Genomic DNA, 21,617 nt, shown 5'->3' with positions numbered 1-21,617 from the left:
TCCGAAGGAGCACATAGCATGGTGGGCGGTCGTTTTGTGGTATTTTGTGCATGCGCCTGAATGGACGCCCTCCTTTTACGTGGGCAGCGCCGGGAACATCTCGGCTGCGGGGATAGAACGCTACATCGAGGAGCGGAAGACGGATGCCGATGCTGACGATCAAGGCGCAGATCCACGCCGATCCCGAGACCGAGCGGGTCCTCCGGGATGCGATGTTCTGCGCCACCAAGGTCTACAACGGGCTGATGTGGCACCTCCGCCGCCGGCAAGAGGAGACCGGCCGGGTCGATGTGCGCCGGTCCAACCTCAACCGCATCCTGGCCGCCCTCCCCAGGGCGAAGGGCTACTACTCCATGTCCGCGCAGCTCACCCGCGACGAGGTGCGGCAGGCGTGGCAGTCGTTCTTCGCCCTCCGCCGCAACGGGCAGACGGGCCATAACGCGCCTGGGTTCCGGCCCAAGGCCAGGCTCTCCCCGCTCAAGTACGTCCAGAGCGGGTTCACGCTAGAAGGCGACCGCCTGACGCTCTCCCTGGGCAAGGGACGGGCGGATGGCGTCCGCTCCGTCACCTTCCGGATCGGCCACCGCCCTGACGTGGAGTACGAACGGGTGCGGCAGGTCTGCATCACCTACGACAAGTTGACCGGGCAACTGGAAGCCCGCCTGGTGGTGGAGGTCCTGCCCCGTAAGAACCACGGCACGGGTCGTGTGGCGGTGCTCCTGGCCGCCGCCTTCGAGGACGGCGCGGCGATTCAAGGCGGTTCGGCGGTACGGGCAGAAGGTGCGGGCAAAGGTTAAGCCGCCGTCGCGGGAGAACCCCCGCATGTCCCGACGGTACAGGGAGATCGCCCGCAAAGAACGCCGACAGGTCGAACACCTGCTGCACATGGTCACCGCGCACTTCGTCCGCGCGTGTGTCCAGCGTGGGGCCAAGGAGATTGCCATCGGCGAGCTGACCGGTATCCGAGGGGCTATCGACTACGGCGATCGGCTGAACCAACGCCTCCACAACTGGTCCTACCGGAAGGTCGTGGACATGATCCGATACAAAGCGGAGATCGCCGGGATCGCAGTCCGAACCGATGTGGATGAGCGGAACACCTCCCGCACGTGCCACGCCTGCGGCAGGGTGTGCGAGGCAAGCCGGATTCATCGCGGGTTGTACCGCTGCCAATGCGGGTGGACAGCCCAAGCGGACGTGAACGGCGCGCTGAACATCTACGAGCGCGCATTCCAGGTATCTCCCATCCAGGGGAGTAGTGGCCGCGTGGCGCGGCCCGTGGTCTTGTCATTCCGGCCGGGATGGCATACGGTCCACGAACCGAAGCGCAGGTCGGACCTGCGTGCCTCTTGAGGAGGCCCCCGAATGAATTCGGGGGAGGACGTCACGCCAGGAAGTCAAGGGACGTATCGGTAGATCTCTATTTTTTGCCCGCCGATCAACTTGAAGCCCAACAGCAGGTTCCCCGCGCCGTCCCGAACCAGGGTGGGGGCGTTGTACCCGTTGCCAAAGGCCCCGCTGTCGGAGCCCACTCCGGTCCAGACCGAGCCGTTCCAGCGCTGAACGTAGAGGACGCTGAGCTCTACCCAGGCCATCAGCGGGTGGTTGCTGGCGTCGAGCACCAAAGCCCTTCGCCCCGGTCTGTTCGAGAGATACCCGTTGGGGCTAGCGGTGTGCCCCCCGGACGTCTGCCACTGGGTTCCGTCGTAGCGGTAGATCGCCACGCCCATGTAAGCCGAGCCACACGACGGGCTGCTGCAGATATCGGCCGCACCCGCTGCCACCGGGTTACCCGAGGCATCCAGGATCAGGCTGGTCGGGTAGAACCCGAGCAGCGGGAGCGACGTGGGCAAAAGCCCGTTGTTTGGCCCGATGGCCTCCCAGGAGGGGGTGGGGGTGGGTTTGTAGCGCAGGGCGTAGCTGTCGGAGGTATTGTAGGCCCGCCAGATCACCACCGGGTTCCCGCTGGAGTCCAGCACCATGACGACGTGGTTGGCTGGGATGGAGCCGTTGAGTTTCCCCTCCGATGGCCCCATGCCCACCCAGTTGGCCCCGTCGAAGCGCCGCACGTAAGCAGCGCCGTTCAGCTCGTAGGCCACAATCGGCTGGTTGTCCGCCCCCACGGCCAGCGAGGGGCTCTCGCTACACGTAGAGTACCTCTGGCCCGGAAGCTTCCCGCCGTCCGGCCCCACCGCCACCCAGCCGCCGGGTTTCCAGCGCCGCACGAAGTATTCGTGGTACGAGGTGTTCGGGACTGGGTACGTGTACACTACCACCGGGTTATCGTCTTGGTCCAGGACAAAGTCTGCGCAAGCGAAGGGCGCAGCGTTGACTTCGCCCTCGAGGTCGTCGGTGACCTTCGACCAGGCGCTCCCGTTCCAGCGCTGCACCGAGATGATGGGCCTGGAGTTGTTCCCTTCCCATCGCCTGGTCGAGACGATCGCCACGAGCCGCTTCTGGCTGTCGGGCAGGATCCGGTACTCAAAGATGTCGTTCGTCCCCGGCAGGGTGGCGAAGGACGTCCAGTAGTCGCCGGTGAGGGTGAGGGGTCGTAGGGGGATGAGGATCTCGTCGCTGCTGTTCTTGGGCAGGTTCACCGTGGCCTGGCCGGCCCAGGAGCCGCCGAGCGCCGAACCTTTGAGGATCACCTTGACCCCGGCCGGGATGGGAAGCGGCACCCCCCCGCCGATGGGGATGGTGGTCGTGGCGGCGTAGCCGGGAAGCGTCGAGTTCCCCGACAGTCCCCGGTCTATTTCGGCCAGCATATTGCAAATTTGAGCCTGGGCGAAGATATCGTCATACTGCCCCGGCACGTCGTTGACGCAGCGGAGTTTGGGGTTGGCCCGATCGGGTACGTAGTCCAGGTTCCACCAGCCAAAGTGCGCCACCCGCGCCTGCACCGCCAGTTTCGTGGGGGAACTCGCGCTCGCCACCACGGTTCCCTCGCCCTCGTTGATCCAGGTTCCGCTCCGCTCGTCCAGCGACCACAGCGGCACCTTGTCCCCAACCTTGAGCACGCTTCCGTCTATAAAGGCGTTGGCGTAGAGGGGCAGCTCGAGGCTCGCCGTCTTCCCCGGGGCCACCTGCAAGCGCTGCCCGTTCTGGGAAAGGACGAACTCCACCGTGCCCAGGCTGACGATGGGGTTTCTCGAGCCGTCCGGCTCGATCCCCTCAAAGCGCCCCGGGAAGGCGGGCAGGGCCGCGCCGGTCACGTCCACCGGGGTCATGCTCACCTGCACTGCGCCGGAGACGGGTTTGCCGGAGGGGTCCAGCAGCCCCCCTGCCGGTAGGCCGATCTTCACCCCGTCTTTTCCCTCCAGATTCCCGCCCTTGGCCGCGTCGGCGAGGGTTTTGGGAGCCTCGCGGGGTATCAGGCGGGCTTCAAAATACCCATCCTCCCCGACGTTACCGGGGAGGTTGACGACCTTGAACTGCTCGGCATAACCCTCCTTGGAGAGCCTGAGGGTCACATCCACCCCGACGCCCAAATTCAACGTCACCGTCCCGTCCGCTCCGGTCGTCCCGGTGGCCGAACCCCCAACGACCGAGACGTTGACGCCCGCCAGCGGCCCGTCGTCAATCCCCTTTACCAGCCCTCGCACGGCTACGGTCTTACTCGGGGCCGGAGGCGGGGAGACGGTGATGGTTTTCTCGCTGCTGTGGACTCCGCCCTTGCCGTCCGCGACCGTGAGCGTCACCTTGAAGCTGCCTGCCTTGGGGAAGATATGGGCGATCCTGGCGGTCCCGCCCCTTGAACCGTCGCCGAAGTCCCAGCTAAAGCTCAGCGGGTCATTGTCAGGGTCGGTGGAGGCCGAGCCGTCAAAGGCCAGCGGCGTACCGGCCTGTACGGTGTCTGCGGCGGTGAATCTGGCGGTGGGCGGTTGATTCGAGCCGGGGTTGGGGTTCCCGCCTCCGCAGGCCACGAGCCCTACCCAAAGCAAGGCCAGTAAAACCGAGGGGTTCAGACCGACCCCGCGCCGGGTTTTGAATCGGGTCAGGGTGGGGGCGGTTGCCGATGCCAGGGCCGGAATGCACCATCGCCGATCGAACATGCTTTCTCCTTTCGACCCTCAAGGTACGGCCGGGCCGGTCAGATGGCGGTCAGAAAAAGGCCGGGTTTTGCCGGTGGGCGGAGGGGGGGCTCAGGCAGGAGCCGGGGTGAGGAAACTCTGCCAGCGCTCCGGCAAGGCCTCCCCGACCTCGAGCATCCTCGCCCGGGCCTCCGCGTACAGCCGGCTCAGGCTCCGGTGGTTCCCCGTGCGGCGCAGGGCCTCGAGGGTGAGCCAGAGCGCCTCCCGGTCGTAGGGCTCGGCCTCGAGCAGAATTCGGCCCAGACGGGACGCTTCCCTGGAGTCGGGCTCGAGCAAAGCCTCGGCCCTCGAGCGCGGCAGCTACCACCTGGGGGCCCAAGGCTAGATGAGAATAGCTTCGCCCCCACCCCCCTTTCCAGTAACAGACGAGCTGACATCCTCCCCGTCGCCTCGCCACGGCGAGTCGGGAACGGGGGTTCCTACGCGGAACTTTCAAGGTTGGAGTCTGTATGCAAAGCTTGCGCCTCACACACCTTTACTCCATCCAGCCCCCTCCCCACGGAAGGAGCCTGTCCGGGTCGCCCCGGACGGGCCGTGTCAGGCGGCCCTTGGCGCAGCAGTCCAGCCGCTACGCCAGCGATGTTGAGAGAAGCTACCACGTCGGCGTTGCCCTGGTAGCCGCAGGCCACACATCGGAAGTGGCCCTGCTCAGGTCGGTTGGCCCGGGTAGCGTGGCCGCACTTTGGGCAGGTGCGGCTGGTCCGGCGGGGATCCACGAAGATGACCCGCACCCCCGCCCGCTCCGCCTTGTACAGCACGAAGTCCACCAGTTGCCGGAAGGCCCAGGAAGAGACCATCCGGTTGAACCGCTTGCTCCCCCGCACCCTATCCCGTATCCCGTCCAGCTTCTCGAAGGCGAGTACCGGATTGGGGTACTGAAGGGCCAGGTCCACCAACCGGCGGCTCACCTTATGGTTGAGGTCGGTCATCCAGCGCCGCTCCTTGCCCCGCATGGCCCGCACCCGGTCGGTGCGGCGGTGGCGCTGGAGGCGCTTGCGGAGGGAGGCTCGGTGTTCGCGCTTATGGCGGACGGGCTTGCCGTTCACGACCAGGCAGCCGTGGGGATGCTTCGCGGTCAGGAGGCGTACAACCCCGAGGTCAACCCCGATGACGGTGGATTCACCGTCGCCGTCACGGACGGTTGGGGTGTGGGGTACGCGCAGGGGCAGCATCACGTACCAGTCTTCGCCCCGCTTGAACAGCCTTGCATCACCTTTGACGTGTTGCAGCTTGTCCCGCCAACGGGCGGGGACGCACAGGGGGAGCCAGAGGTAGTCACCTTGCACCCCGGTGGAAAGCCGAAGGGCGGAACCAACCACCCGGTAGGCGTTGACCCCGAGCCCGATCCCCTGACTACGAACCGTCGTAGGTTTGCCCGCCCGCCGCTGGCCCTTGCGCAGCCCGAAGTGGCTCCGGGCGAGCTGCACCGCCTGGTTGACCGCCATGCGGCAGTAGTCGGAGGGCAGGCCCAGGGCGCGGATCTTCGGGTAGGTGGCGGCATGGATCTTCCCCCTATTACTGGTTTGGTTGCTCAGGGCATAGTCGAGTCCCAGCTGCGTCCCCTGGCGGAACAGCTCGGCGGTCTGGTCGAGCCAGCGTCGCTTGCCCGCCCCGGGGTCGCGCAGCTTTAGAATGACGGTTTCTGCCCTGGGCATGAGTACACGGTAGCTCACCGGCGGATGGGTGTGCTACACCGCGCTTCGCGCGGCTCTAAGACGTGTTTGCCCTACGGGCAAAACAACCGCTTCCACGGCTTGCGCCGAAAAAAACGTCTCTCCGCATTGAAATGCGGGGCATCCACGATTAGTATGGAAGCGTTCAACTGGGTGGAGCCACCCCAAGAGGTGGGGATATCAAACCAGCCCTCGAGCGCCATGCTGACAGGCCACTGAAACGGCGCCCATATGGTTTGGACGGGGAACCAAGGCCCCAGGAGGAGACATGAAGCCTATCGCGTTGATCACGGTGTTATCAGGGATTCTCTGTACCGCCAGCCTGGCCCAAAGCGTGGCCGTAGAGTTCTGGCATACCTTTGGCGACCCCAAGCGAGGCGGTTGGATCCAAGCCAAGGCCGAGGCCTTCAACAAGGCCAACCCCAACATCAAAGTGAGCCCCGTGTTCAAGGGCAGTTACCCGGAAATCCTCCAGGCCGCCACCCTGGCGGCGCGGCAGGGTAAGCCTCCGGCGCTGGTACAGATGTACGAGATCGGCAGCCAGTTCGCCCTCGACTCAGGCATCTTCCAGCCCGTCGGCAACGTAGGCCCCATCGACACCGCCGACTACATCAAACCGGTGCTCAACTACTACACCATCGGCGGCCGGGTCAACAGCATCCCCTTCAACTCCTCTTCGCCGGTGCTCTACTTCAACAAGGACCTGATGAAAAAAGCGGGCTTAGACCCGGCCAATCCGCCCAAAACCTTCGGCGAGCTCACCGCGGCCTGCGCCAAAGTGGCCGCCGCCAACCTCGGGGTTAAGTGCTTCGGGATGAGCCTCAACGGCTGGTTCTTCGAGCAGTGGATGGCCGAGCAGGGGGCGCTGCTGGCCAACAATGGCAACGGGCGCAAGGGCCGGGCTACCGAGGTGCTCCTGACCAGCGAGCCCGCCAAGCGGATTTTCTCCTGGCTCAAGGAGATGAACGACAAGGGTTACTACACCTACACCGGCAAGCTCGAGGACTGGGACGGCAGCGATGCCATCTTCACCGATGCCAAAGTGGTCTTCCACATCACCTCCACCGCCGACATCGTCAACATCAACGACGCCGCCAAAAAGACCGGCTTCGAGATGGGGGTGGGCTTTTTGCCCATTCCCGATGGGGTCAAGCGCAATGGGGTGGTGATCGGCGGGGCCAGCCTGTGGATCAGCAAGGGAATCCCCAAGGAACAGGCCGAGGCCGCTCTTAAGTTCGCCCTGTTTATGACCAACTCCCAAAACATGGCCGAGTGGCACAAGCTCACCGGCTACTACCCGGTGCGGCTCAGCTCGGTGGAGCTTTTGAAGAAAGAGGGCTGGTTGAACGAGAAAGCGCCCCAGCTGGTGGCTTTCAATCAGCTGCTCGAGACCATCCCCAACGAGGCTACCGCCGGGGCCCTGATCGGCCCCTTCCAGCAGGTGCGCCGCCTCGTGGAGGAGGCAGCGCAAAAGGTCTTCTCCGGTACCCCGGTAGACACGGCGCTGGCCGAGGCCAAGGCCAAAGCCGACGCCGCCCTCAAGGAGTACAACGCCAGCGTGAAGTAAACCCCCCAGCAGCAAGGGGCCGGGAGCGAAGCGCTCGCGGCTCCTTGCCTCTAACCCCACGCCATGAACGCCCTCGCCGTCTTCAAAAACCGTTGGCTAGCCCTGTTGCTGCTCCTGCCCACCCTGGTGGTGCTCGGGGTTTTCCTCTACTATCCGGCCCTCGAGACCCTACGCCTTTCGCTGTACCGCGCCAACTTCGTCTTTCAAACCGAGACCTTTGTGGGGCTGTCCCAGTTCCAGCAGCTCCTGACCGACCCCGCGTACTTTCAGAGCCTGGCGCAGACGGTGCTCTTCTGCGCTTTGGTGGTGGGTCTGGGGCTGGCCCTGGGACTGGGCCTGGCCATCCTGGCCAACCAGCGGATCCGGGGGGCAGCCGTGTACCGCTCGTTGCTGCTCTACCCCTACGCCCTCTCCCCGGCCATCGCCGGGACGCTGTGGCTATTCATGTTCAACCCCGAGGTGGGGCTGGTCAACGAGCTGCTGCGCACGTGGTTTGGCGTCGCCCCTCGCTGGCTGGACAACCCCATCCTAGCCTTTGTTTTGGTGGTGTTCGCCGCGGTATGGAAAAATATCGGTTATAACCTGGCCTTCTACACCGCCGCGCTACAGAACCTGCCCGGGGAGTTGCTCGAGGCCGCGGCGCTGGACGGAGCGACTCCCTGGCAACGTTTCCGCCACATCATGCTGCCGCTGCTCTCCCCCATCACCTTCTTCCTGGTTTTCGTCAACCTGACCTATGCCATCTTCGACACCTTCAGCCTGGTGGACATCCTCACCGCGGGGGGGCCCACCCTGGGAAAAACGGGAGTCACCACCTTCTTGATCTACCGGGTGTACCAGGACGGCTTCCAAAACTTTCAAACCGGCTTCGCTGCGGCCCAGGCTATCCTCATGTTGGTAATGGTGGGTGCCCTCACCGCTTTGCAGTTCCGCCTGGGAAGGAGGATCAACTATGGCGCGTAAAGCCCTGCAGGCCCTGTGGATCCACCTCACCCTGATCCTCGCGGTGCTCTTGGTGGGATCTCCCCTGCTGTTTGCCGCCATCAAGGCCACCCAAAGCGGCGCGGCCGTCAACTCCGCCGACCTCATGCCGGGCGGCCACTTCTGGGACAACCTGCGGACCGCCTGGAACGGCGCCAAACTGGGCGTATACCTGCGCAATAGCCTCGTGGTGGCGACAGGGATCACCCTGCTCAAGGTCGTCACCTCGGCGCTGGGGGCGATGGCGCTGGTATATTTCCGCATACCCGCCAAGGGAGTGCTGTTTTCCCTGATCCTCCTGACTTTGATGCTGCCCACCGACCTCCTGGTGGTGGCGCTGTTCGACCTGGTGAACCGCCTGGGTTGGGCCAACACCTATCCGGCCCTCATCCTTCCCTTCGCCGCCTCGGCCACGGGGATCTTCCTGCTGCGCCAGCACTTCATGGGCATCCCCTCGAGCCTGCTGGACGCCGCCCGGATCGACGGAGCAGGGCCTTTGCGCTTCCTCCTTTCGGTGCTGGTTCCCCTGAGCTGGAACACCATCGGCGCGCTGGCCCTGATCCAGTTCATCTACGGTTGGGAGCAGTACCTGTGGCCTTTGATCATCATCCGCGACAGCGACCACCAGGTGATCCAGGTGGGGCTCAAAAGCCTTATCGGGCAGGCCAGCGGACAGACCGACTGGGGCATGGTGATGGCCGGGACCCTGGTGGCTATCCTCCCTCCCATGGTGGTGTTCACCCTGCTGGGGCGGCAGTTCAGCCGGGGTTTTGTCCTCTCGGAGAGCAAGTAGGGCTGCCGAGAAAACCGCCTCGCCCCGGGGTGTGCGCGCCGCTGGCCGAGCTAAACCATCCGGAGCAACACCCCCACCAGCAACCCCGCGCTCTCCCCTACTTCGATCAGCGCCCCGTACACGTCACCGGAAAGCCCCCCGCCCAGCCGGCTTGCCGCCCAGCGGGCCAGCAGCAGCATGACCAGGAGCACCGCCAGGGCCTGCCAGGGAAACGAGGCCAAAGCCGGGAGGGCAAAGAGCAGGGCCAGGCCGAGGCGGCCTTCCCTCGAGCCTGCCCCCAGCCCCTCCGGCCGCGCTGCCGGGTAGAGGTTCATGGGAACGAGCAGCGCGAAGCGCACGATGGCCGGGAGGCCCAATAGCAGCCAGGGGGAAGGCCCCAGGGTCAGGAGTTGCCACTTGAGGAGCAGATGGGCGAAGCCCACCCCGAAGGCGAAGCTGCCCAGGTGCGGGTCGGAGAGGACCTTCAGGCGCTCCCCGGGCGGCTTCATCGCGAGCAGGGCATCGGCGCAGTCCAAGAGGCCATCGAGGTGGAGCATCCCGGTGAGGCCCAGCCACAAGGCCAGCAGCAAGGCCCCTTGCAACCCCTCGGGGAGAGGCTGGGCAAGCCAGGCCACCAGGGCCAGCGCCCCACCCAGGCAGTACCCGGCCACGGGGTAAAAGGCCGAAGCCGAGCGCATCTCGCCGGGCCGGATCTCACCTAGCCTGGGCACGGGGAAGGTGGTGAGGAAGCCCAGGGCCAGCCAAAAGGGGCGCATCCTAGAGCCCATCTTTAGACGGTCCTTCACGCGGATCCACCGGCAGCCCGGCCAGGCAGCGGATGGCCTCGGCCCGCACCTCTTTGGGGTAGGGGCGGCGCCGCGAGCCGCAGCCGCGCCTCCGGCGATAAGCCGCGGTGAAGACGTAGAGCCCACCTTCTCCGTAGCAGTTGGTCTTCGCCATCTGCTCAACCTCGCTCCGCAGACACTCCGGCCTCCTCAAAGGTGGCCATGCCGGCCAGGACCCTCGCCGCTGCACGCAGAATAGGGAATGAGAGCACCGCTCCGGTGCCCTCCCCCAGGCGCAGACCCAGCTCGAGCACGGGTTTGAGCCCCAAAGCCTCCAGCTGCCGGGTGTGGCCGGGCTCGGCGGAGCGGTGCCCGGCAAAGAGGTAGCCCCGCACCTGGGGAGCGAGCCTCGAGGCCACCAGCGCCCCCGCCGTGACCGGGAAACCGTCGCTGACCAAGGGCAGCCCGGCCTCGGCTCCGGCCAGGAAGACCCCGGCGATGGCCGCGATCTCCAGGCCGCCCAGCTCGGCCAGGATGGCCAGGGGGTCGGCCCGGGTGAGCTCGCCCAAGCTGCCCTCGGCCCGCCGCAGGGCTTGTGCGACCACCTGCACCTTATGGCGGTGGTGGGCCTCGTCCACGCCGGTGCCCCGCCCGGTGACCGCCTCGGCGGGGAGGCCCAACAAGGCCGCGGTGAGCGCGGCGGCCGCGGTGGTGTTGCCGATGCCCATGTCCCCCGCCGCCAGCAGGGTGGCGCCCTCCCGGATGGCTCGCCGCGCCGCTTCCATGCCGGCCTGGATGGCTTCCTCGGCCTGAGCGGGGGTCATGGCCGCCTCGCGGGCGAGGTTGCCCGTGCCAGGGCGCACCTTGGCGCGGATGAGCCTCGGATGCTCTTCGAACTCGGAACATACCCCCACGTCGAGCACCCAGACCTCGGCCTGAGCGGCCTGGGCGATCTGGTTGATGGCCGCGCCGCCCGAGAGGAAATTGCGCACCATCTGGGCGGTGACCTCGCTCGGATACGCCGAAACCCCTTCGGCGGCCACCCCGTGGTCGGCGGCGCAGACGATGACCCCTCCTTGGCCCAGCTCGGGGTGCAGGCTCTGCCCGATCGCCGCGAGCCGCACCGAGAGTTCCTCCAGGTAGGCCAGGGACCGGGGAGGCTTGGTCAGGCGGTCCTGCCGCGCCCAGGCGGCCTCGAGCCAGTAGGTCTCTATGGGCCTGATCTCGGGTAATTGCATAAGCTAAACCCCTTCTGCTCAGCCGATCAGCCGCAGTTCGGGGAAGACCTCGGCGTAAATGGCGTCGTCGAAGCTCATCACCTCCAGCCCGTGATGCTCCGCATGGGCCGCGATCAGGAAGTCTGCCAGGATCCGCCTGGGCAGCACGCCTCCGCGCCGCAGCCGGGCATACTGTCCAAAAGCTCTGCCCGCTGCCTCCCAGACTGCCTGGGGCATTTCCCAGAGGGTGGTGATCTGGGCCTTCTGGAGAAACAAGCGGATGCCCGCTGCATCGGATGAGGCCATCAGCTCGGCGTACACCACCGGCGAGAGGACCAGCACCTCCGCAGCCCCATGCTCCCTCAGGAGCCGCCTCGCGCGGGTGTGGTGAAGGTCTGCTGGGTTCAGCGCCGAGAATATCACGTTGGTATCCAGGCTAATCATCCCGGCCCCGCAGCTCCCGCACGTACTGTACCGCGTCATCCTGGGTCTCGGTTCGCAAAGCGGCAAAGTCATGCTCTGCGAGGACTTCGTCGAGCACCCGGGATAAGTCGGGGCGGATCACCCGTATCTCCAGCCGCCCACCCTTGACCACATACTCCACCCGGTCGCCAGGTTTAATCCCCAAAGCCTTGCGAACTTCTACCGGGAGCGTAAGTTGGTACTTTCCGCTGACTATGCCTTGCGCCATACGCTTACTATACCCAAGGTGATGACTCCTCAGACCGGAAGTCTGAGGCCAGATGTCAACTGCTGGATCTCCTCTCGGGTCGCCCAACACCTCCAGGTTAACCCACGAAACAAGCGACGTTATCGCGAGGGGTTCCGGGCGACAAAGCGGGGGCACCGGAGGGCGCTGATGGACTTCCACCGCCGCAGCGACGGGGTCTTCCTCCCCGCCTGGAGCCCCTCCTCCGCTCGAGGGCGGTGGCGACTTGGTCTACTCTTCCCTTGGCACGAGGGGCTCCACTCCGGCTTGCGCCATCTTGCGGTCGAAGCTGACCACCCGCTTCCCCTCGGTCCGGGCGAGTTTGGCCAGGAAAACATCGGGAAAGTCCAGGCCGCTTTCGGGATAGGCTTCGAGGGCGGCCAGCAAGGCCTCCTCTTCCCGGGGCACAAAGGGGCGGGCACCGAGAAGGGCCAGGAGCTCTTTCGCCGTCTCCCTGGGGGAGAGGCCGTAGATGCGCCCTTCCAGGACGTAGACCGCCTCCGCCACGTGCATGGGGTGCACTTCGATGAGGAGGCCGCGCCGCTCCGCCTCCAGGGCGAAGGCGCGGGCCGCACGGTACATCGGCTGGGGGTGCTTGGTGATGAGCCGGAGCAGGAAGTTGGCGTCGGCGATCACCGGTGCCACCTCTTGCGGGCCTCCTCCCGTTCGGCGGCGAGGAGCGCCTCTGGGCTGGAGAAGGCCTCCTTGGGGACGTGGCCGGGGAGGGTATCCAGAACTTCGCCAAGGCTTCTTTTTCTCCGGGGAACGAGGCGGATGGTGTCGCCCTCCACCTCGACCCGGAGCTCGTCCCCGGCCTCGAGGCCCAGGGCCTCCCGCACCGCCTTGGGCAGCACCACCTGGCCTTTGCTGGAGAGACGGGTGAGGGGCATAGCTTTATCTTACCTCATGTAAGACAGAAGGTGTTTGTGGGCAGGCTTTTATCATGAGGTCCTATGACCCCAATACTTAGGCGTAGGGTGGTTTACTCCCGCAACACCCCAAGAACCACCGTGGAGCCTTCGCAGGAGTCCAGCCGCAGCGATACCCGCCCTCGAGCCAGTTGTTGCGCCACGGCGCAGGGGTCGGCCTGCGCGTCTAGCGTGGCCACCAGGATCGCGGTGCGGCCGGGTTCGTCGTAGGCGTGGGAGTCCACCCGGATGACGCCGGGGATGGCCGCCAGGGTTTCGGCCAGGGTGAAGCGGTTTCCCCCGCGCCGCAGCCCTTCAATCCTGAAGGTGACCTGGCGGGTTGCCACGGCGAACTGGATGAGCCACTGCCGGGCGATCTCCTGGGCGAGCCGGTCGGCGGCCTGGGCCAGGGCCTGCTCGCTGCTGGCCCCTACCCCGCGCGTGCTGTAGCTCACCGTACCGACCACCGCCAAGCTACGTAGGTCGAAAAGGACCAGGTTCCCCTGCAGCTGCGCAGCCACGATGTTCCCGTTCGTGACGAACGACGCGCCGGAGTCGAGGGTGCCCGCGTAGGTCGCGCCACTTGCGAGCACCTCGGTCAGGTAGTCCTCGAGGGAACCCGGCCGCCTGGCAAGGGCGACGAGCTGCCACCCTTTGGGCAGGTAGCGGCTCAGCGCGGCCAGTACTGGTCCGTCGGCGAACAGGGCGACAACGGGGTCCAAGCAGACCGAGGCCCGCACTCGCACCCGCACCCCGTTCGCCTCGGGGCTGCGCTGCAGGATCTGGTAGCGAAGGGTCAACTACCCCACGGCTAAAGCCGGGGGCTTGCACCTAGCCCGCTGGTGCGGGCTGGCACGATGGGCCGGTTGACGGCGGCCCGCCAGCGGCAGGCATGCCACCGCCGGCAAGGTACTTCCGGGCGATGTTACGGGCAGCGTTCAAGTCGGCGTTCAACTCGAACCCGCAAGCCCGGCATAGAAAACGTGATTGGGAGCGACGATTAGAGCGATGGACGTAGCCGCAACGCGAGCATGTTTGCGAGGTATGGCGGGGATCTACACCAACGACCCTGCACCCCATGGCTTCCGCCTTGTAGACGAGAAATGCCTTGAGCCGGGCGAAGCTCCAGGAATGCAGGCGGCGGCGCGATTCCCTGCCCCGCTGCTTGGTGCGGCTGCGGATGTCCACCAAGTTCTCCACAACGATCACGGTGCCGGGCTGGACGGAGTTGACGATGCGCCGGCTCAGCACGTGGTCGCAGTCGCGCCGGAAGCGGTTGACCTTCCCGGCCAGCCTGCGGAGATGCCGCAGGGCCGAGTGGGTGCCTTTGCGCTGGAGACCGCGACGCAGCCGGAAGTACCTGCGCTCTATCTCCTTCCAGCGACGCTCGCCGAAGAAGCGGTTGTTGGAGCCGACGGCGGGGCGCGAAAGCCCCAGGTCCACGCCCACGACCAAGCCGGACGGCTGGAACGCGGGGTCGGGCAGCGTCACCGCGACGTGGAGCCACAGCCGTCCCCTACGAAAGATCAGGTCGGCGCTGCCAAAGCCGACGGCCCGGTCCAGAATACCTTGAGCGTGGGGATTAGCAGCGAACGGAATTTTGAGCCGTCCTGCCACAGAGGCGAAGCTTACATAGCCCTTGGCGGTGCAAAGCGTATAGGTGCGGGCGTCGTACCGAATAGGGCACAGGCGGCTTCTCGGCTGGGACGCCTTCTTGCCTCGTCTTGCGCGGGTGAGCGCGCTCCTCAGCGCCTCGCGGGCGCGCTCCCTGGCGGCGATCACAAGCTGGGCAGGAAGCGCCGGGAACCGTTCCCGCAAGGCGCGGTAGGTGGCGTGGTGGAGACGGACGCCGTTCTTCTCCCTGTGCTGCCAGCCATAGGCGGACACGGCGTTGAAGCATTCCGTGTGCTGGCGAAGGGTTTCCAGGAGGGCGTCTGCCTGCTCGCGGGTTGGTTCGAGCCGGAGCCGACTCGTCCGCTGCATGCTCATATGTTACGACATTTTACGAAAGGAGGTAAGGCGGCGCTCCCCAGGGTGTTCGCTGCGCGAAGCAGCCCCAGCCCTGAAGGGCGGGGTCTCCGCGCTGCCGTAGTCTGATGAAGTCCGCGTACCGGGTGCGGATCTCCTCCTCGAAGGAACTCTCTCCGCGTTCCTGCAAACGCCCGTCCTGAACCACCGTGCTGGCGTACTCCAGCAGGCGCTGGCGGGTGCTGACGAATACCCCTCGCTCCTGAGCAATCGCCTCCGCGAGCGCCCGGCTGAGGGCCTCGGGTTCGGCGCCGGCGATGCCCTCGCTCATCGTGTCCACCGCCTGGGCACATTCAGCCCAGGCGGTGGGAAAGAGCAGTCCCAGGCTAAGCAGCAAGCCTACGAAACAACTCGTTGAGAGCCTCATAGCAGATCTTGTTGAGCGCGTCGGTCACGGCCTTCTCGGGCAGGGTGACCGGGGTGGAGAGCTGGAGTGTCCAGGAAACCCCAACCCCGGTTTGGGTGAGCACCGTCTCGGTGCGGTCGGCGCTGACCCGCGCGAGGACTCGCCCGCTCTCGGTCTCCACCAGCGTCAGGGCCACCCGCACGTGGAGGCTCAGGGTGCTCACGTTGGCGAGGAGCACCTGACTGCGGTTCTCTTTGGCATCGAAGCTCACCAGCTCACCCAGCAGGATGTAGCGTGCCCCCAAAAGCTTGCCGAGTTCGGGTGCATTGCGGGGGTCAATCCCCTGGCTGATCACGAAGTTTTGCTCCCTCAGCACCGGCTCGATGCGGCTGCGCTCGAGAAGGTCGAAGCGCTTGCTGATGTAGGGGTGGTTGAAGACGGCAGCCTGCACCGCGTCGTCGAAGGCCCGCCTGAGCTCTTCGTTGACGCCGTAGGAGCCGCGGAAGCTGACGTAGGCCAGCGTCTCGATGGGGCCGTCGTAGGTAGGGTTGACGATGGTGGTGGTAGTGCTGGGTGCGCAGGCGGCGAGGAGGAGGAAGAGCCCTAAGCGGCCCTCGAGTGCCGGCGCCCACCTGGGGCCGAGGACCCTTCACCGGCCGCCTCAATGCCCAGGTACACCCAAGCCACCCTAGCTCCACTCGGCGAAAAAACCTCTCGCTCATCGCAGGCCGCTCCTCCGTCGGTGTCCGCTCCACCACCCACCGGAATCTCCGTGCGGAAGTAGGGGTAGACCATGGAGCAAGAGCATGGCCCGCCCCAGGGCGTTGACGGTCTCCCTCGTGGCGGGCTCCGGGGTTTCAGGATGCCCCACTCCTCACCCCAAAAGTCGCTGGGGTAGGAGTTGCGTGCAGGTGTTATGCTTCAAGGGTGCCAAACTTTTGCGACCGTCTCTCACAGGATGTCGGGCCACACCTCTAGACCCCTTCTCTTTGCAGCCATCCAAAGATCCCGGTCAAAGGTGGCCGTGATCACTGGCACTTCCAGCATTCCTTGCCAAAGAAGGGCTGCGGCTAGATGGGTAGCATCGCATCCCCTTAGCCCCTCCTCCCAGGCCAGGTTTGAGGCCCACTCCAAGAGAAGATCTGTGGCCTTCAGGCGATACAGTCGGGGCCAATCCGCAAGGAAGGCCTCCAGAGCCGCCTCAGCCTCCTCCCGGGTAAGGAACCCCATCCGCGCTGCCTTGGATAGGGCCGCGGCCATCTCCACCCGGGTCAGGACCGAGGTGCCGAGCACATCTGCTCCCCCGATGAGGGCCTGGACCCCGGGGGTTCCGGCTTCCTCCACGTACCGCTTTACCAGAGCACTGGTGTCCAAGTAGACCATCCGGGTCATCCGCGCTCCGCAATCAGGAGCTCGGCCACGCTTCCGCGGGCTCGGGCCACGGGGGGTTGGGGCGAGAGCCTTCCCTCCCCCGGCTCCAAGAAGTCCAAGATGACCATGGCCTGGAGGCGCTCCGGGAGGCCGGTTCCCTGGGGCACCAGCCGGGCTACAGGCCGGCCCCGATCCGTGATCTCCAGGCTCTTCCCCTCCCGCACGAGCCCGAGGTAGCGCCCCAAGCGATTCTTGAGTTCCCGTGCGCTTATTCGCTCCATGTAGCTGTCATACCACCTAAAATGGCTACCGGGCTTCTGAGGCGGGCTTCTTGCCCCCGTGGTCGGAGTCGCCAGGCCTAAACGGGGGCAAGAAATCCCCCTCGCCAGGCCGGGACGGGTGCACCGTCGTGCACCCAGAGCCGGGTAGCGTAGCTTGGCCCGAAAGCGTCCGGCTTGTTCGGCGCAGAGAGCGGGCAGCCTAGCCATCTTGCCCCCGGGGGCAAGATGGCCGGGTAGGCCTTCTACCTACTAGACCGCCCTGAGGGGATTCCTCAGGTGCTCCCGGACGAGGACCTTCGGTGGAGGGAGCGGTGCGGCTCCCTCGGCCAAAGCTGCGCTCCTGCCAACGTTCGTCCGTCCTTGCAGGATTGTATCTTATAGGATACAGTATGCTGTGTGCCGCAGATTGTCCAAACCGAGGTTTTCGCAAGATGGTTCGCCAGTCTGCGGGATGCCAAGGCCAAGGCGGTCATCAATGCCCGTCTGCGTCGCCTCGAGCTGGGTAACTTTGGCGACTGTGCCCCGGTAGGGGAGGGAGTGTCAGAACTACGGATTCACTACGGGCCTGGCTACCGAGTGTACTTCGTGCAGCGAGATTTGGAGGTGGTGGTGCTGCTGGCAGGTGGCGATAAATCCAGCCAATCCAGGGACATCAAACGGGCTCGGGAGATCGCTCGTAACTTGTAAGGGGAGTATGAAAAAGGTGAAGCTGAAAAAGTGGGATGTGGTGGAACACCTGAAAACCGAGGAGGATATGCTGCTCTACCTCGAGGCCTGCCTAGAAGAGGGTGACCCCGCGCTCATCGCGGCTGCGCTGGGCGATATCGCCCGGGCTCGAGGGATGTCGCAGGTGGCGCGCGAGGCCGGGCTTTCACGCGAGAGCCTGTACAAAGCCCTCTCTGGCGAGGGCAACCCGGAGTTCGCCACGGTGATGAAGGTGCTAAAGGCGCTGGGGCTCAGGCTGCGGGCCGAACCCGTCAGCGCTTGAGCGGGCGATGCCGCCCAGGTCGCGCACCACGCCGGCGGTTGTCGGGCGCGGCGGAAAAGCCATCACGACAGCCACTTGCCCCACTCCTACCCACCGCGGGGGCAAGAGGTTCGCGCAACAGCTCCCTTCCGCCACCTCCCGGACAGGGCCGAAAAGAACCCCCGTCGCAATGCCCTGCTCAGGGGCTTAGATGCTGAGACCAACACCCGGCTGGCCAAGATATAACAAGTCCGAAGGCGCATAGCCTGCACCCACCTGCAGCCTTACTCTCCTATCCTATCGAGTTCGAGATAGCTTCTTTATAAGGCAATTCCTTACCCGAATCGAGCCCTCGGCAATGAAGCGCAACAGGCTCAGGCGGTTAGCTTTCGACCTGCCGACAAACGCGTTGAGTTTCAGTATCCGTACCCGGTAGACTTGGTCAGCATCAGCTTGAGCTCGTGCGGGTTGGTGGCCGAGCCTTCGGCGTCCTCGAGGCTGATATGGCCCTGGGTATAGAGTTCGACCAGGTGCTGATCGAAGGTTTGCATTCCGCGTAGGTTATCTTGCAGCATGGCGTCCTTGATTTGAGGCGTCTTGTTCTCATCTTTGATGAGGTCGCGCACAAAAGGCGTAGCCAACAAAATCTCTAGCGCCAGCATGCGCCCCTGTCCGTTGGCTGGCGGATGGTGTCTGGCGAGCCTAGGGGAAGTGTCTTCCGGAAATCAGGAGTTTACCCACAACTCTTCTTCCCCTTCCGTGCGCGCTCCAGATGTTCCTGGATTACCTGGTGGTTTAGCAAGCGGACCAACCCCCGCAAGAGCAGATAGGGACCGTCCCTTTCACCAGCAAGCCCTAGCTTGCCCCCAAGCTCCAGCAAAAACGCCTTGAAAGACCCCTCCGCCCCCTGAAGCTCCCACACAAACATCGCCAGCCCCAGCACCACCGCCACCACCTTCCGAATCCGGACCAGCCCGCACACCAAAAACCCCTCAAGGCCTAACCCCACCTTTAAAAGCCGGATGAACCCCTCAATCTCCCACCGCCTGCGGTAGATCTCCACCACCCGCAGCGCCTCCTCCGGACCCCTCACCGGCAGGCTGGTCAAAGGATATGACCCCCTTAACCTAGACGATACTTTTGATGTATCCTGCAGAGATCAGGAGGTCCAGATGAAGAAGCCCAAGGCAGTAGCACCCCAGGTCAAGTTCCAGGCCGCCCTGGAGGCGGTCAAAGGGGAAAGGAGCCTGGTGGAGCTGGCCCGTGCTTACGCGGTCCACCCCAATACCATCGTGAAGTGGAAGGCCGAACTCATGGAGCGGGGGCCCTCGGTCTTCTCCAACCAGACCCAGGAGCAGGAACTGGAGAAGAAGATCCGGGACCTGGAGCAGCTGATCGGGAAGAAGGAAGTGGAGATCGCCCTCCTAAAAAACTTCCTCGGGCAGGGGAGGTGAAGAAGATGCTTCTGGGCGAGCGCATTGACCTGGCCCGTCAGGCGCTGGCTCAGGGCCTGGCCCCCCTGCCCATCGTGCTGAGCGCCTTGGAGATTCCCCGGGCCACCTGGTACTACCACCACAAGCAAAAGGTGGAGGCGCAGAGGAAGCGGGAGGAGGAAGATCAAAGGGCCAAGGAGCTCATCGAGGCCATCCTGCTGGAGCACCCCGAGTACGGCTACCGGCGCATCGACCAGGAGCTACGCCGCCGGGGCCTGGTCCTCAACCACAAGCGGATCCAGAGGTTGCTCAATGATTTCCAGCTCTCCCTCAGGCGCACGGCCAGAAAACCCAAGCCCAACCCCCTGCTGGAGATCGTCCTTCTGGCCAGAGCGAAGGCGGACCTGCGCGCGGCAACCCTCAAGGAGGGGGAGCCTGGACCCTTTGCCCTCTTGTACACCGACTTCAGCCTGATGGCCTACGCTGGGGGAAAGGGGAAAGCCTGGTTCATGCCGATCCTGGATCACTGCACCCGCACGGTCCTGGCCTGGGGGATCGGCCCCTCCCCCACGGCGGAGCTGGCCTTGGGGGTATGGCAGCGGGCCAAAGCTGTCCTCCAGGAAGGCCTGGGCCACCTGCCCCCAAGCCTCATCCACCACGACCAGGGGGGCGCCTTCTTGAGCCACGAGTGGGTGGGGCAGTTGCTTCTGGAGGACGGGCAGCGGGTTTCCTACAGCCTTAGGGGGGCGAAGGGCAATCCGGTGGTGGAGAGTTTCTTTGGGCGGTTCAAGGAGGAGGGCAGGGAGCTGTTTTTGGAGGCGCGGGACCTGGAGGAGCTGAGGAGGGTGATCGCGGAGCGGCTGGGGTATTACCACGAAGCCCGGTTGCACTCGGGGCTGGGGTATCGGACGCCTCGGGAGGCTCTGGAGGAGGTGCTGAGCAGGGTTGACCAAGGACTCACACGGCAGACAGGTAGGAGTGTCTAAGTTCAGGGGTTCGGATCAAAAAGCCACCATGAACCCCGCCTCCCCAGCACCGGTACCCGGCTGACCACCAAGGAAAGCCGTCGCCCCTCCACCGCTACCTCCGTCCACCCAAAGTGGACCTCCACCCCCCGGCGCCGACCCTCCCCCTTCCTCTCCCACGTCCCACGGAAGGGAAGGGGCAAGGAGGCCACCAGCGCCCGCAACCGCTGCCCGTCGTCCAAACCCCGGTTGCGGTACACCTACACCACAAAAGCCGCCCCCAACGAAAGCACCTGACGGAACACCTTGCGCTCGTCAAAGCCCCGGTCCGCCACCCACACCCGCCGGCGGCCCTCGCCCCCCAACCGCTCCGTCGCCCCCTCTATGGCCCGCTCCACCTCCTTCGGCAGGCTTAGGAAACCCTTTTCCCCGTAGGCCAACAGATGGGCGTACCCCACCGCCAGATGCCCCGCCGCATCCACACCCAAGGCGGTGAGGAGTTCATAGCCTGCCTCTCGCTCCCCCCCTACGGGGTGAAGCCCCTCCAGGGCTCGGGCATAGGGCTTGTGGAGGGGGCTCGGGTCCAGAAGAACCAGCACCTCCTCCCCCACCAACGCCTCGGTGCTTTCCTCGCAGATCCGCTCCAGAAGGGCCTCGGCCTTGACCCGGGGGTTATCCAGGAAGCGGTACAGGGCTTTGGCCTGGTGGAAGCGGCGCTGCAGGTGGGAGGGGAGGCTGGCTACCATCTCGCTCACGCGGGTGGAGCCGGTAGCCAAAATACCCCGAGCCATCTCTTCAAACCGGCGGCTGCTTTCCCCCGAAGGGGGAAACACCGAGCAGACCTTGAGGCGTTTGCCCTAGCCATGTACGCCGCCGGCATCTCCACGCGAAAGGTGGGCGAGGTCCTGGGGCATCTCTTGGGGGAGACCTACAGCGCCAGCACCATCAGCCGCATGGCCGAGGAGGTGTTGCCCAGGCTAGAGGCTTTCAGGAAGCGCCCGCTTAAGCAGCGTTACGCCTTCGTCTACCTGGACGCCCTGTTCGCCAAGGTCTTCCGGGAGGGGGAAGGTGTAGCTACCGAAGCCGCTTACCTGGCCCTGGGGATCACCGAGGAAGGCCACCGGGAGGTCCTTGGTTTCTGGCTTCTGCCCACGGAGTCGGGCACGGGCTGGGGCGACCTGCTCCTTGAGCTCAAGGAGCGGGGGGTGGAAGAGGTGTTGCTTTTCATCACTGACGAGTTGCCGGGGATAGAGACCGCCATCAAGCGCGTCTACCCCAGGGCCCAGTGGCAGCTCTGCACCGTGCACAAGGTGCGTTCCACCCTGCGGCGGGTGCGCAAGACGGATCAGGAGGCTGTACTGCGCCCCTAAATTTGCACCACCTCACCGGTCAGTTTAGTCAGGGCTCCCACCCCCTTTCAACAGGCTGTCCACAAAAGCTTCAGGCGTCAGGTACCCCAAGGCCGAGTGCGGACGCTTGCGGTTGTACACCTCAAAGACGAACGCCTCCACCGACGCCCGCGC

29 protein-coding genes and 2 pseudogenes are annotated in these 21,617 nt (G+C 65.2%); 10 read left to right on the top strand and 21 right to left on the bottom strand.

Translation table 11 applies throughout. From position 1 onward, the window contains the following. Window positions 1-143: 143 nt before the first annotated feature. Entirely contained in the window at window positions 144-797 is a 654-nt protein-coding gene (locus DNA98_RS15430) for a hypothetical protein (RefSeq protein ID WP_158531661.1), read from the top strand. Further along, on the top strand, window positions 706-1,353 hold the full coding sequence (locus DNA98_RS15425; RefSeq protein ID WP_370444453.1) for an RNA-guided endonuclease TnpB family protein: 648 nt from the start codon (window positions 706-708) through the stop codon (window positions 1,351-1,353). Before DNA98_RS15430 ends, DNA98_RS15425 begins: the two co-directional genes overlap by 92 nt. Window positions 1,354-1,397: 44 nt before the next feature. On the opposite strand, the gene DNA98_RS15420 is transcribed toward DNA98_RS15425, so the two are convergent. From DNA98_RS15420 to DNA98_RS15410, 3 genes are all read right to left on the bottom strand, one after another. After that, window positions 1,398-4,052: a PKD domain-containing protein gene (locus tag DNA98_RS15420; RefSeq protein ID WP_110532291.1), complete on the bottom strand. Its 2,655-nt coding sequence runs from the start codon at window positions 4,050-4,052 to the stop codon at window positions 1,398-1,400. 90 nt (window positions 4,053-4,142) lie between these two features. Further along, a complete protein-coding gene (locus DNA98_RS15415; protein ID WP_110532290.1) occupies window positions 4,143-4,367 on the bottom strand; it encodes a hypothetical protein in 225 nt (74 codons plus the stop codon). A 143-nt stretch (window positions 4,368-4,510) separates the two neighbouring features. Continuing rightward, complete coding sequence (locus tag DNA98_RS15410) at window positions 4,511-5,746, bottom strand: RNA-guided endonuclease TnpB family protein (RefSeq protein ID WP_110532289.1); 1,236 nt, start codon at window positions 5,744-5,746, stop codon at window positions 4,511-4,513. A gap of 286 nt (window positions 5,747-6,032) precedes the next feature. Between DNA98_RS15410 and DNA98_RS15405 the strand changes: the two genes are divergently transcribed. The 3 genes from DNA98_RS15405 (at window position 6,033) to DNA98_RS15395 (ending at window position 9,105) form a co-directional block, all read left to right on the top strand. Then, window positions 6,033-7,331, top strand: coding sequence for an ABC transporter substrate-binding protein (locus DNA98_RS15405; RefSeq protein WP_165364006.1), 1,299 nt, complete (start codon window positions 6,033-6,035; stop codon window positions 7,329-7,331). Window positions 7,332-7,394: 63 nt separating this feature from the next. Next, window positions 7,395-8,294, top strand: coding sequence for a carbohydrate ABC transporter permease (locus DNA98_RS15400; protein WP_165364008.1), 900 nt, complete (start codon window positions 7,395-7,397; stop codon window positions 8,292-8,294). Continuing rightward, window positions 8,284-9,105 (top strand): carbohydrate ABC transporter permease, encoded by an 822-nt coding sequence (locus DNA98_RS15395; protein ID WP_110532288.1) that lies wholly within the window; start codon window positions 8,284-8,286, stop codon window positions 9,103-9,105. Before DNA98_RS15400 ends, DNA98_RS15395 begins: the two co-directional genes overlap by 11 nt. A 50-nt stretch (window positions 9,106-9,155) precedes the next feature. On the opposite strand, the gene DNA98_RS15390 is transcribed toward DNA98_RS15395, so the two are convergent. From DNA98_RS15390 to DNA98_RS17840, 13 genes are all read right to left on the bottom strand, one after another. Continuing rightward, on the bottom strand, window positions 9,156-9,860 hold the full coding sequence (locus DNA98_RS15390) for an adenosylcobinamide-GDP ribazoletransferase (protein ID WP_174720027.1): 705 nt from the start codon (window positions 9,858-9,860) through the stop codon (window positions 9,156-9,158). A 1-nt stretch (window position 9,861) separates the two neighbouring features. Next, the gene (locus tag DNA98_RS15385; RefSeq protein WP_110532286.1) at window positions 9,862-10,044 is read right to left on the bottom strand and encodes a hypothetical protein; all 183 of its coding nucleotides are present in this window, start codon (window positions 10,042-10,044) and stop codon (window positions 9,862-9,864) included. Window positions 10,045-10,048: 4 nt separating this feature from the next. Beyond that, complete coding sequence (gene cobT / locus DNA98_RS15380) at window positions 10,049-11,107, bottom strand: nicotinate-nucleotide--dimethylbenzimidazole phosphoribosyltransferase (RefSeq protein WP_110532285.1); 1,059 nt, start codon at window positions 11,105-11,107, stop codon at window positions 10,049-10,051. A gap of 18 nt (window positions 11,108-11,125) precedes the next feature. After that, the gene (locus tag DNA98_RS15375; RefSeq protein WP_110532284.1) at window positions 11,126-11,530 is read right to left on the bottom strand and encodes a type II toxin-antitoxin system VapC family toxin; all 405 of its coding nucleotides are present in this window, start codon (window positions 11,528-11,530) and stop codon (window positions 11,126-11,128) included. Continuing rightward, on the bottom strand, window positions 11,523-11,777 hold the full coding sequence (locus DNA98_RS15370; protein WP_110532283.1) for an AbrB/MazE/SpoVT family DNA-binding domain-containing protein: 255 nt from the start codon (window positions 11,775-11,777) through the stop codon (window positions 11,523-11,525). Before DNA98_RS15370 ends, DNA98_RS15375 begins: the two co-directional genes overlap by 8 nt. Before the next feature lie 249 nt (window positions 11,778-12,026). Then, window positions 12,027-12,440 carry a PIN domain-containing protein gene (locus DNA98_RS15365; RefSeq protein WP_110532282.1) on the bottom strand — a complete coding sequence of 138 codons (414 nt, stop codon included), beginning with the start codon at window positions 12,438-12,440 and terminating at the stop codon, window positions 12,027-12,029. Further along, entirely contained in the window at window positions 12,428-12,685 is a 258-nt protein-coding gene (locus DNA98_RS15360) for an AbrB/MazE/SpoVT family DNA-binding domain-containing protein (RefSeq protein ID WP_110532281.1), read from the bottom strand. The genes DNA98_RS15365 and DNA98_RS15360 overlap by 13 nt, the downstream gene beginning before the upstream one ends. Window positions 12,686-12,777: 92 nt before the next feature. Continuing rightward, on the bottom strand, window positions 12,778-13,503 hold the full coding sequence (locus DNA98_RS15355) for a hypothetical protein (protein WP_110532280.1): 726 nt from the start codon (window positions 13,501-13,503) through the stop codon (window positions 12,778-12,780). A 31-nt stretch (window positions 13,504-13,534) separates the two neighbouring features. After that, window positions 13,535-14,692 (bottom strand): RNA-guided endonuclease TnpB family protein, encoded by a 1,158-nt coding sequence (locus tag DNA98_RS15350; protein ID WP_110532279.1) that lies wholly within the window; start codon window positions 14,690-14,692, stop codon window positions 13,535-13,537. A 13-nt stretch (window positions 14,693-14,705) separates the two neighbouring features. Beyond that, complete coding sequence (locus DNA98_RS15345; RefSeq protein WP_110532278.1) at window positions 14,706-15,068, bottom strand: hypothetical protein; 363 nt, start codon at window positions 15,066-15,068, stop codon at window positions 14,706-14,708. Beyond that, entirely contained in the window at window positions 15,058-15,597 is a 540-nt protein-coding gene (locus DNA98_RS15340; protein WP_255418289.1) for a CsgG/HfaB family protein, read from the bottom strand. Before DNA98_RS15340 ends, DNA98_RS15345 begins: the two co-directional genes overlap by 11 nt. 431 nt (window positions 15,598-16,028) lie before the next feature. Further along, window positions 16,029-16,469, bottom strand: coding sequence for a type II toxin-antitoxin system VapC family toxin (locus tag DNA98_RS15335; RefSeq protein ID WP_110532276.1), 441 nt, complete (start codon window positions 16,467-16,469; stop codon window positions 16,029-16,031). Then, window positions 16,466-16,729, bottom strand: coding sequence for a type II toxin-antitoxin system Phd/YefM family antitoxin (locus DNA98_RS17840; protein WP_158531659.1), 264 nt, complete (start codon window positions 16,727-16,729; stop codon window positions 16,466-16,468). Before DNA98_RS17840 ends, DNA98_RS15335 begins: the two co-directional genes overlap by 4 nt. A 396-nt stretch (window positions 16,730-17,125) precedes the next feature. Here DNA98_RS17840 and DNA98_RS15325 point away from each other — a divergent pair, with 396 nt between their 5' ends. Next, on the top strand, window positions 17,126-17,416 hold the full coding sequence (locus DNA98_RS15325) for a type II toxin-antitoxin system RelE/ParE family toxin (protein WP_110532274.1): 291 nt from the start codon (window positions 17,126-17,128) through the stop codon (window positions 17,414-17,416). A 7-nt stretch (window positions 17,417-17,423) separates the two neighbouring features. Further along, window positions 17,424-17,717 carry an addiction module antidote protein gene (locus DNA98_RS15320; RefSeq protein ID WP_110532273.1) on the top strand — a complete coding sequence of 98 codons (294 nt, stop codon included), beginning with the start codon at window positions 17,424-17,426 and terminating at the stop codon, window positions 17,715-17,717. 395 nt (window positions 17,718-18,112) lie between these two features. On the opposite strand, the pseudogene DNA98_RS15315 reads toward DNA98_RS15320, so the two are convergent. Then, window positions 18,113-18,382: pseudogene (locus DNA98_RS15315) on the bottom strand (type IV pili twitching motility protein PilT); the annotation flags it as partial. Between the two features lie 47 nt (window positions 18,383-18,429). After that, window positions 18,430-18,804, bottom strand: a complete 375-nt coding sequence (locus DNA98_RS15310; RefSeq protein ID WP_233493245.1) for an IS4 family transposase — start codon at window positions 18,802-18,804, stop codon at window positions 18,430-18,432. Between the two features lie 64 nt (window positions 18,805-18,868). Here DNA98_RS15310 and DNA98_RS15305 point away from each other — a divergent pair, with 64 nt between their 5' ends. Then, window positions 18,869-19,150, top strand: coding sequence for a transposase (locus DNA98_RS15305; protein WP_110532272.1), 282 nt, complete (start codon window positions 18,869-18,871; stop codon window positions 19,148-19,150). Between the two features lie 5 nt (window positions 19,151-19,155). After that, window positions 19,156-20,115: an IS3 family transposase gene (locus tag DNA98_RS18415; protein ID WP_110532324.1), complete on the top strand. Its 960-nt coding sequence runs from the start codon at window positions 19,156-19,158 to the stop codon at window positions 20,113-20,115. A 2-nt stretch (window positions 20,116-20,117) separates the two neighbouring features. On the opposite strand, the gene DNA98_RS15295 is transcribed toward DNA98_RS18415, so the two are convergent. Next, on the bottom strand, window positions 20,118-20,354 hold the full coding sequence (locus DNA98_RS15295; protein ID WP_110532271.1) for a hypothetical protein: 237 nt from the start codon (window positions 20,352-20,354) through the stop codon (window positions 20,118-20,120). Beyond that, window positions 20,355-20,885 (bottom strand): hypothetical protein, encoded by a 531-nt coding sequence (locus DNA98_RS15290; RefSeq protein ID WP_199489405.1) that lies wholly within the window; start codon window positions 20,883-20,885, stop codon window positions 20,355-20,357. Window positions 20,886-20,930: 45 nt separating this feature from the next. On the opposite strand from DNA98_RS15290, the pseudogene DNA98_RS15285 reads away from it, so the two are divergent. Further along, window positions 20,931-21,458: pseudogene (locus tag DNA98_RS15285) on the top strand (transposase); the annotation flags it as partial. A gap of 30 nt (window positions 21,459-21,488) precedes the next feature. Here DNA98_RS15285 and DNA98_RS15280 read toward each other — a convergent pair. Continuing rightward, a partial coding sequence (locus DNA98_RS15280; protein ID WP_146237991.1) for an integrase core domain-containing protein occupies window positions 21,489-21,617 on the bottom strand: 129 nt, incomplete at its 5' end.

It is taken from the genome of Meiothermus sp. Pnk-1, assembly GCF_003226535.1.
GTDB lineage: Bacteria > Deinococcota > Deinococci > Deinococcales > Thermaceae > Allomeiothermus.
This window is presented reverse-complemented; position numbering and strand designations above follow the sequence as displayed.

Bases quoted from the DNA above. Each gene is read 5' to 3' on its own strand.
- DNA98_RS15430 (WP_158531661.1), top strand. From the start codon at position 144: ATGCCGATGCTGACGATCAAGGCGCAGATCCACGCCGATCCCGAGACC.
- DNA98_RS15420 (WP_110532291.1), bottom strand. From the start codon at position 4,052: ATGTTCGATCGGCGATGGTGCATTCCGGCCCTGGCATCGGCAACCGCC.
- DNA98_RS15410 (WP_110532289.1), bottom strand. From the start codon at position 5,746: ATGCCCAGGGCAGAAACCGTCATTCTAAAGCTGCGCGACCCCGGGGCG.
- DNA98_RS15405 (WP_165364006.1), top strand. From the start codon at position 6,033: ATGAAGCCTATCGCGTTGATCACGGTGTTATCAGGGATTCTCTGTACC.
- DNA98_RS15400 (WP_165364008.1), top strand. From the start codon at position 7,395: ATGAACGCCCTCGCCGTCTTCAAAAACCGTTGGCTAGCCCTGTTGCTG.
- DNA98_RS15395 (WP_110532288.1), top strand. From the start codon at position 8,284: ATGGCGCGTAAAGCCCTGCAGGCCCTGTGGATCCACCTCACCCTGATC.
- DNA98_RS15390 (WP_174720027.1), bottom strand. From the start codon at position 9,860: ATGCGCCCCTTTTGGCTGGCCCTGGGCTTCCTCACCACCTTCCCCGTG.
- DNA98_RS15385 (WP_110532286.1), bottom strand. From the start codon at position 10,044: ATGGCGAAGACCAACTGCTACGGAGAAGGTGGGCTCTACGTCTTCACC.
- cobT (WP_110532285.1), bottom strand. From the start codon at position 11,107: ATGCAATTACCCGAGATCAGGCCCATAGAGACCTACTGGCTCGAGGCC.
- DNA98_RS15375 (WP_110532284.1), bottom strand. From the start codon at position 11,530: ATGATTAGCCTGGATACCAACGTGATATTCTCGGCGCTGAACCCAGCA.
- DNA98_RS15370 (WP_110532283.1), bottom strand. From the start codon at position 11,777: ATGGCGCAAGGCATAGTCAGCGGAAAGTACCAACTTACGCTCCCGGTA.
- DNA98_RS15360 (WP_110532281.1), bottom strand. From the start codon at position 12,685: ATGCCCCTCACCCGTCTCTCCAGCAAAGGCCAGGTGGTGCTGCCCAAG.
- DNA98_RS15350 (WP_110532279.1), bottom strand. From the start codon at position 14,692: ATGAGCATGCAGCGGACGAGTCGGCTCCGGCTCGAACCAACCCGCGAG.
- DNA98_RS15335 (WP_110532276.1), bottom strand. From the start codon at position 16,469: ATGACCCGGATGGTCTACTTGGACACCAGTGCTCTGGTAAAGCGGTAC.
- DNA98_RS17840 (WP_158531659.1), bottom strand. From the start codon at position 16,729: ATGGAGCGAATAAGCGCACGGGAACTCAAGAATCGCTTGGGGCGCTAC.
- DNA98_RS15320 (WP_110532273.1), top strand. From the start codon at position 17,424: ATGAAAAAGGTGAAGCTGAAAAAGTGGGATGTGGTGGAACACCTGAAA.
- DNA98_RS15305 (WP_110532272.1), top strand. From the start codon at position 18,869: ATGAAGAAGCCCAAGGCAGTAGCACCCCAGGTCAAGTTCCAGGCCGCC.
- DNA98_RS18415 (WP_110532324.1), top strand. From the start codon at position 19,156: ATGCTTCTGGGCGAGCGCATTGACCTGGCCCGTCAGGCGCTGGCTCAG.
- DNA98_RS15290 (WP_199489405.1), bottom strand. From the start codon at position 20,885: ATGGCTCGGGGTATTTTGGCTACCGGCTCCACCCGCGTGAGCGAGATG.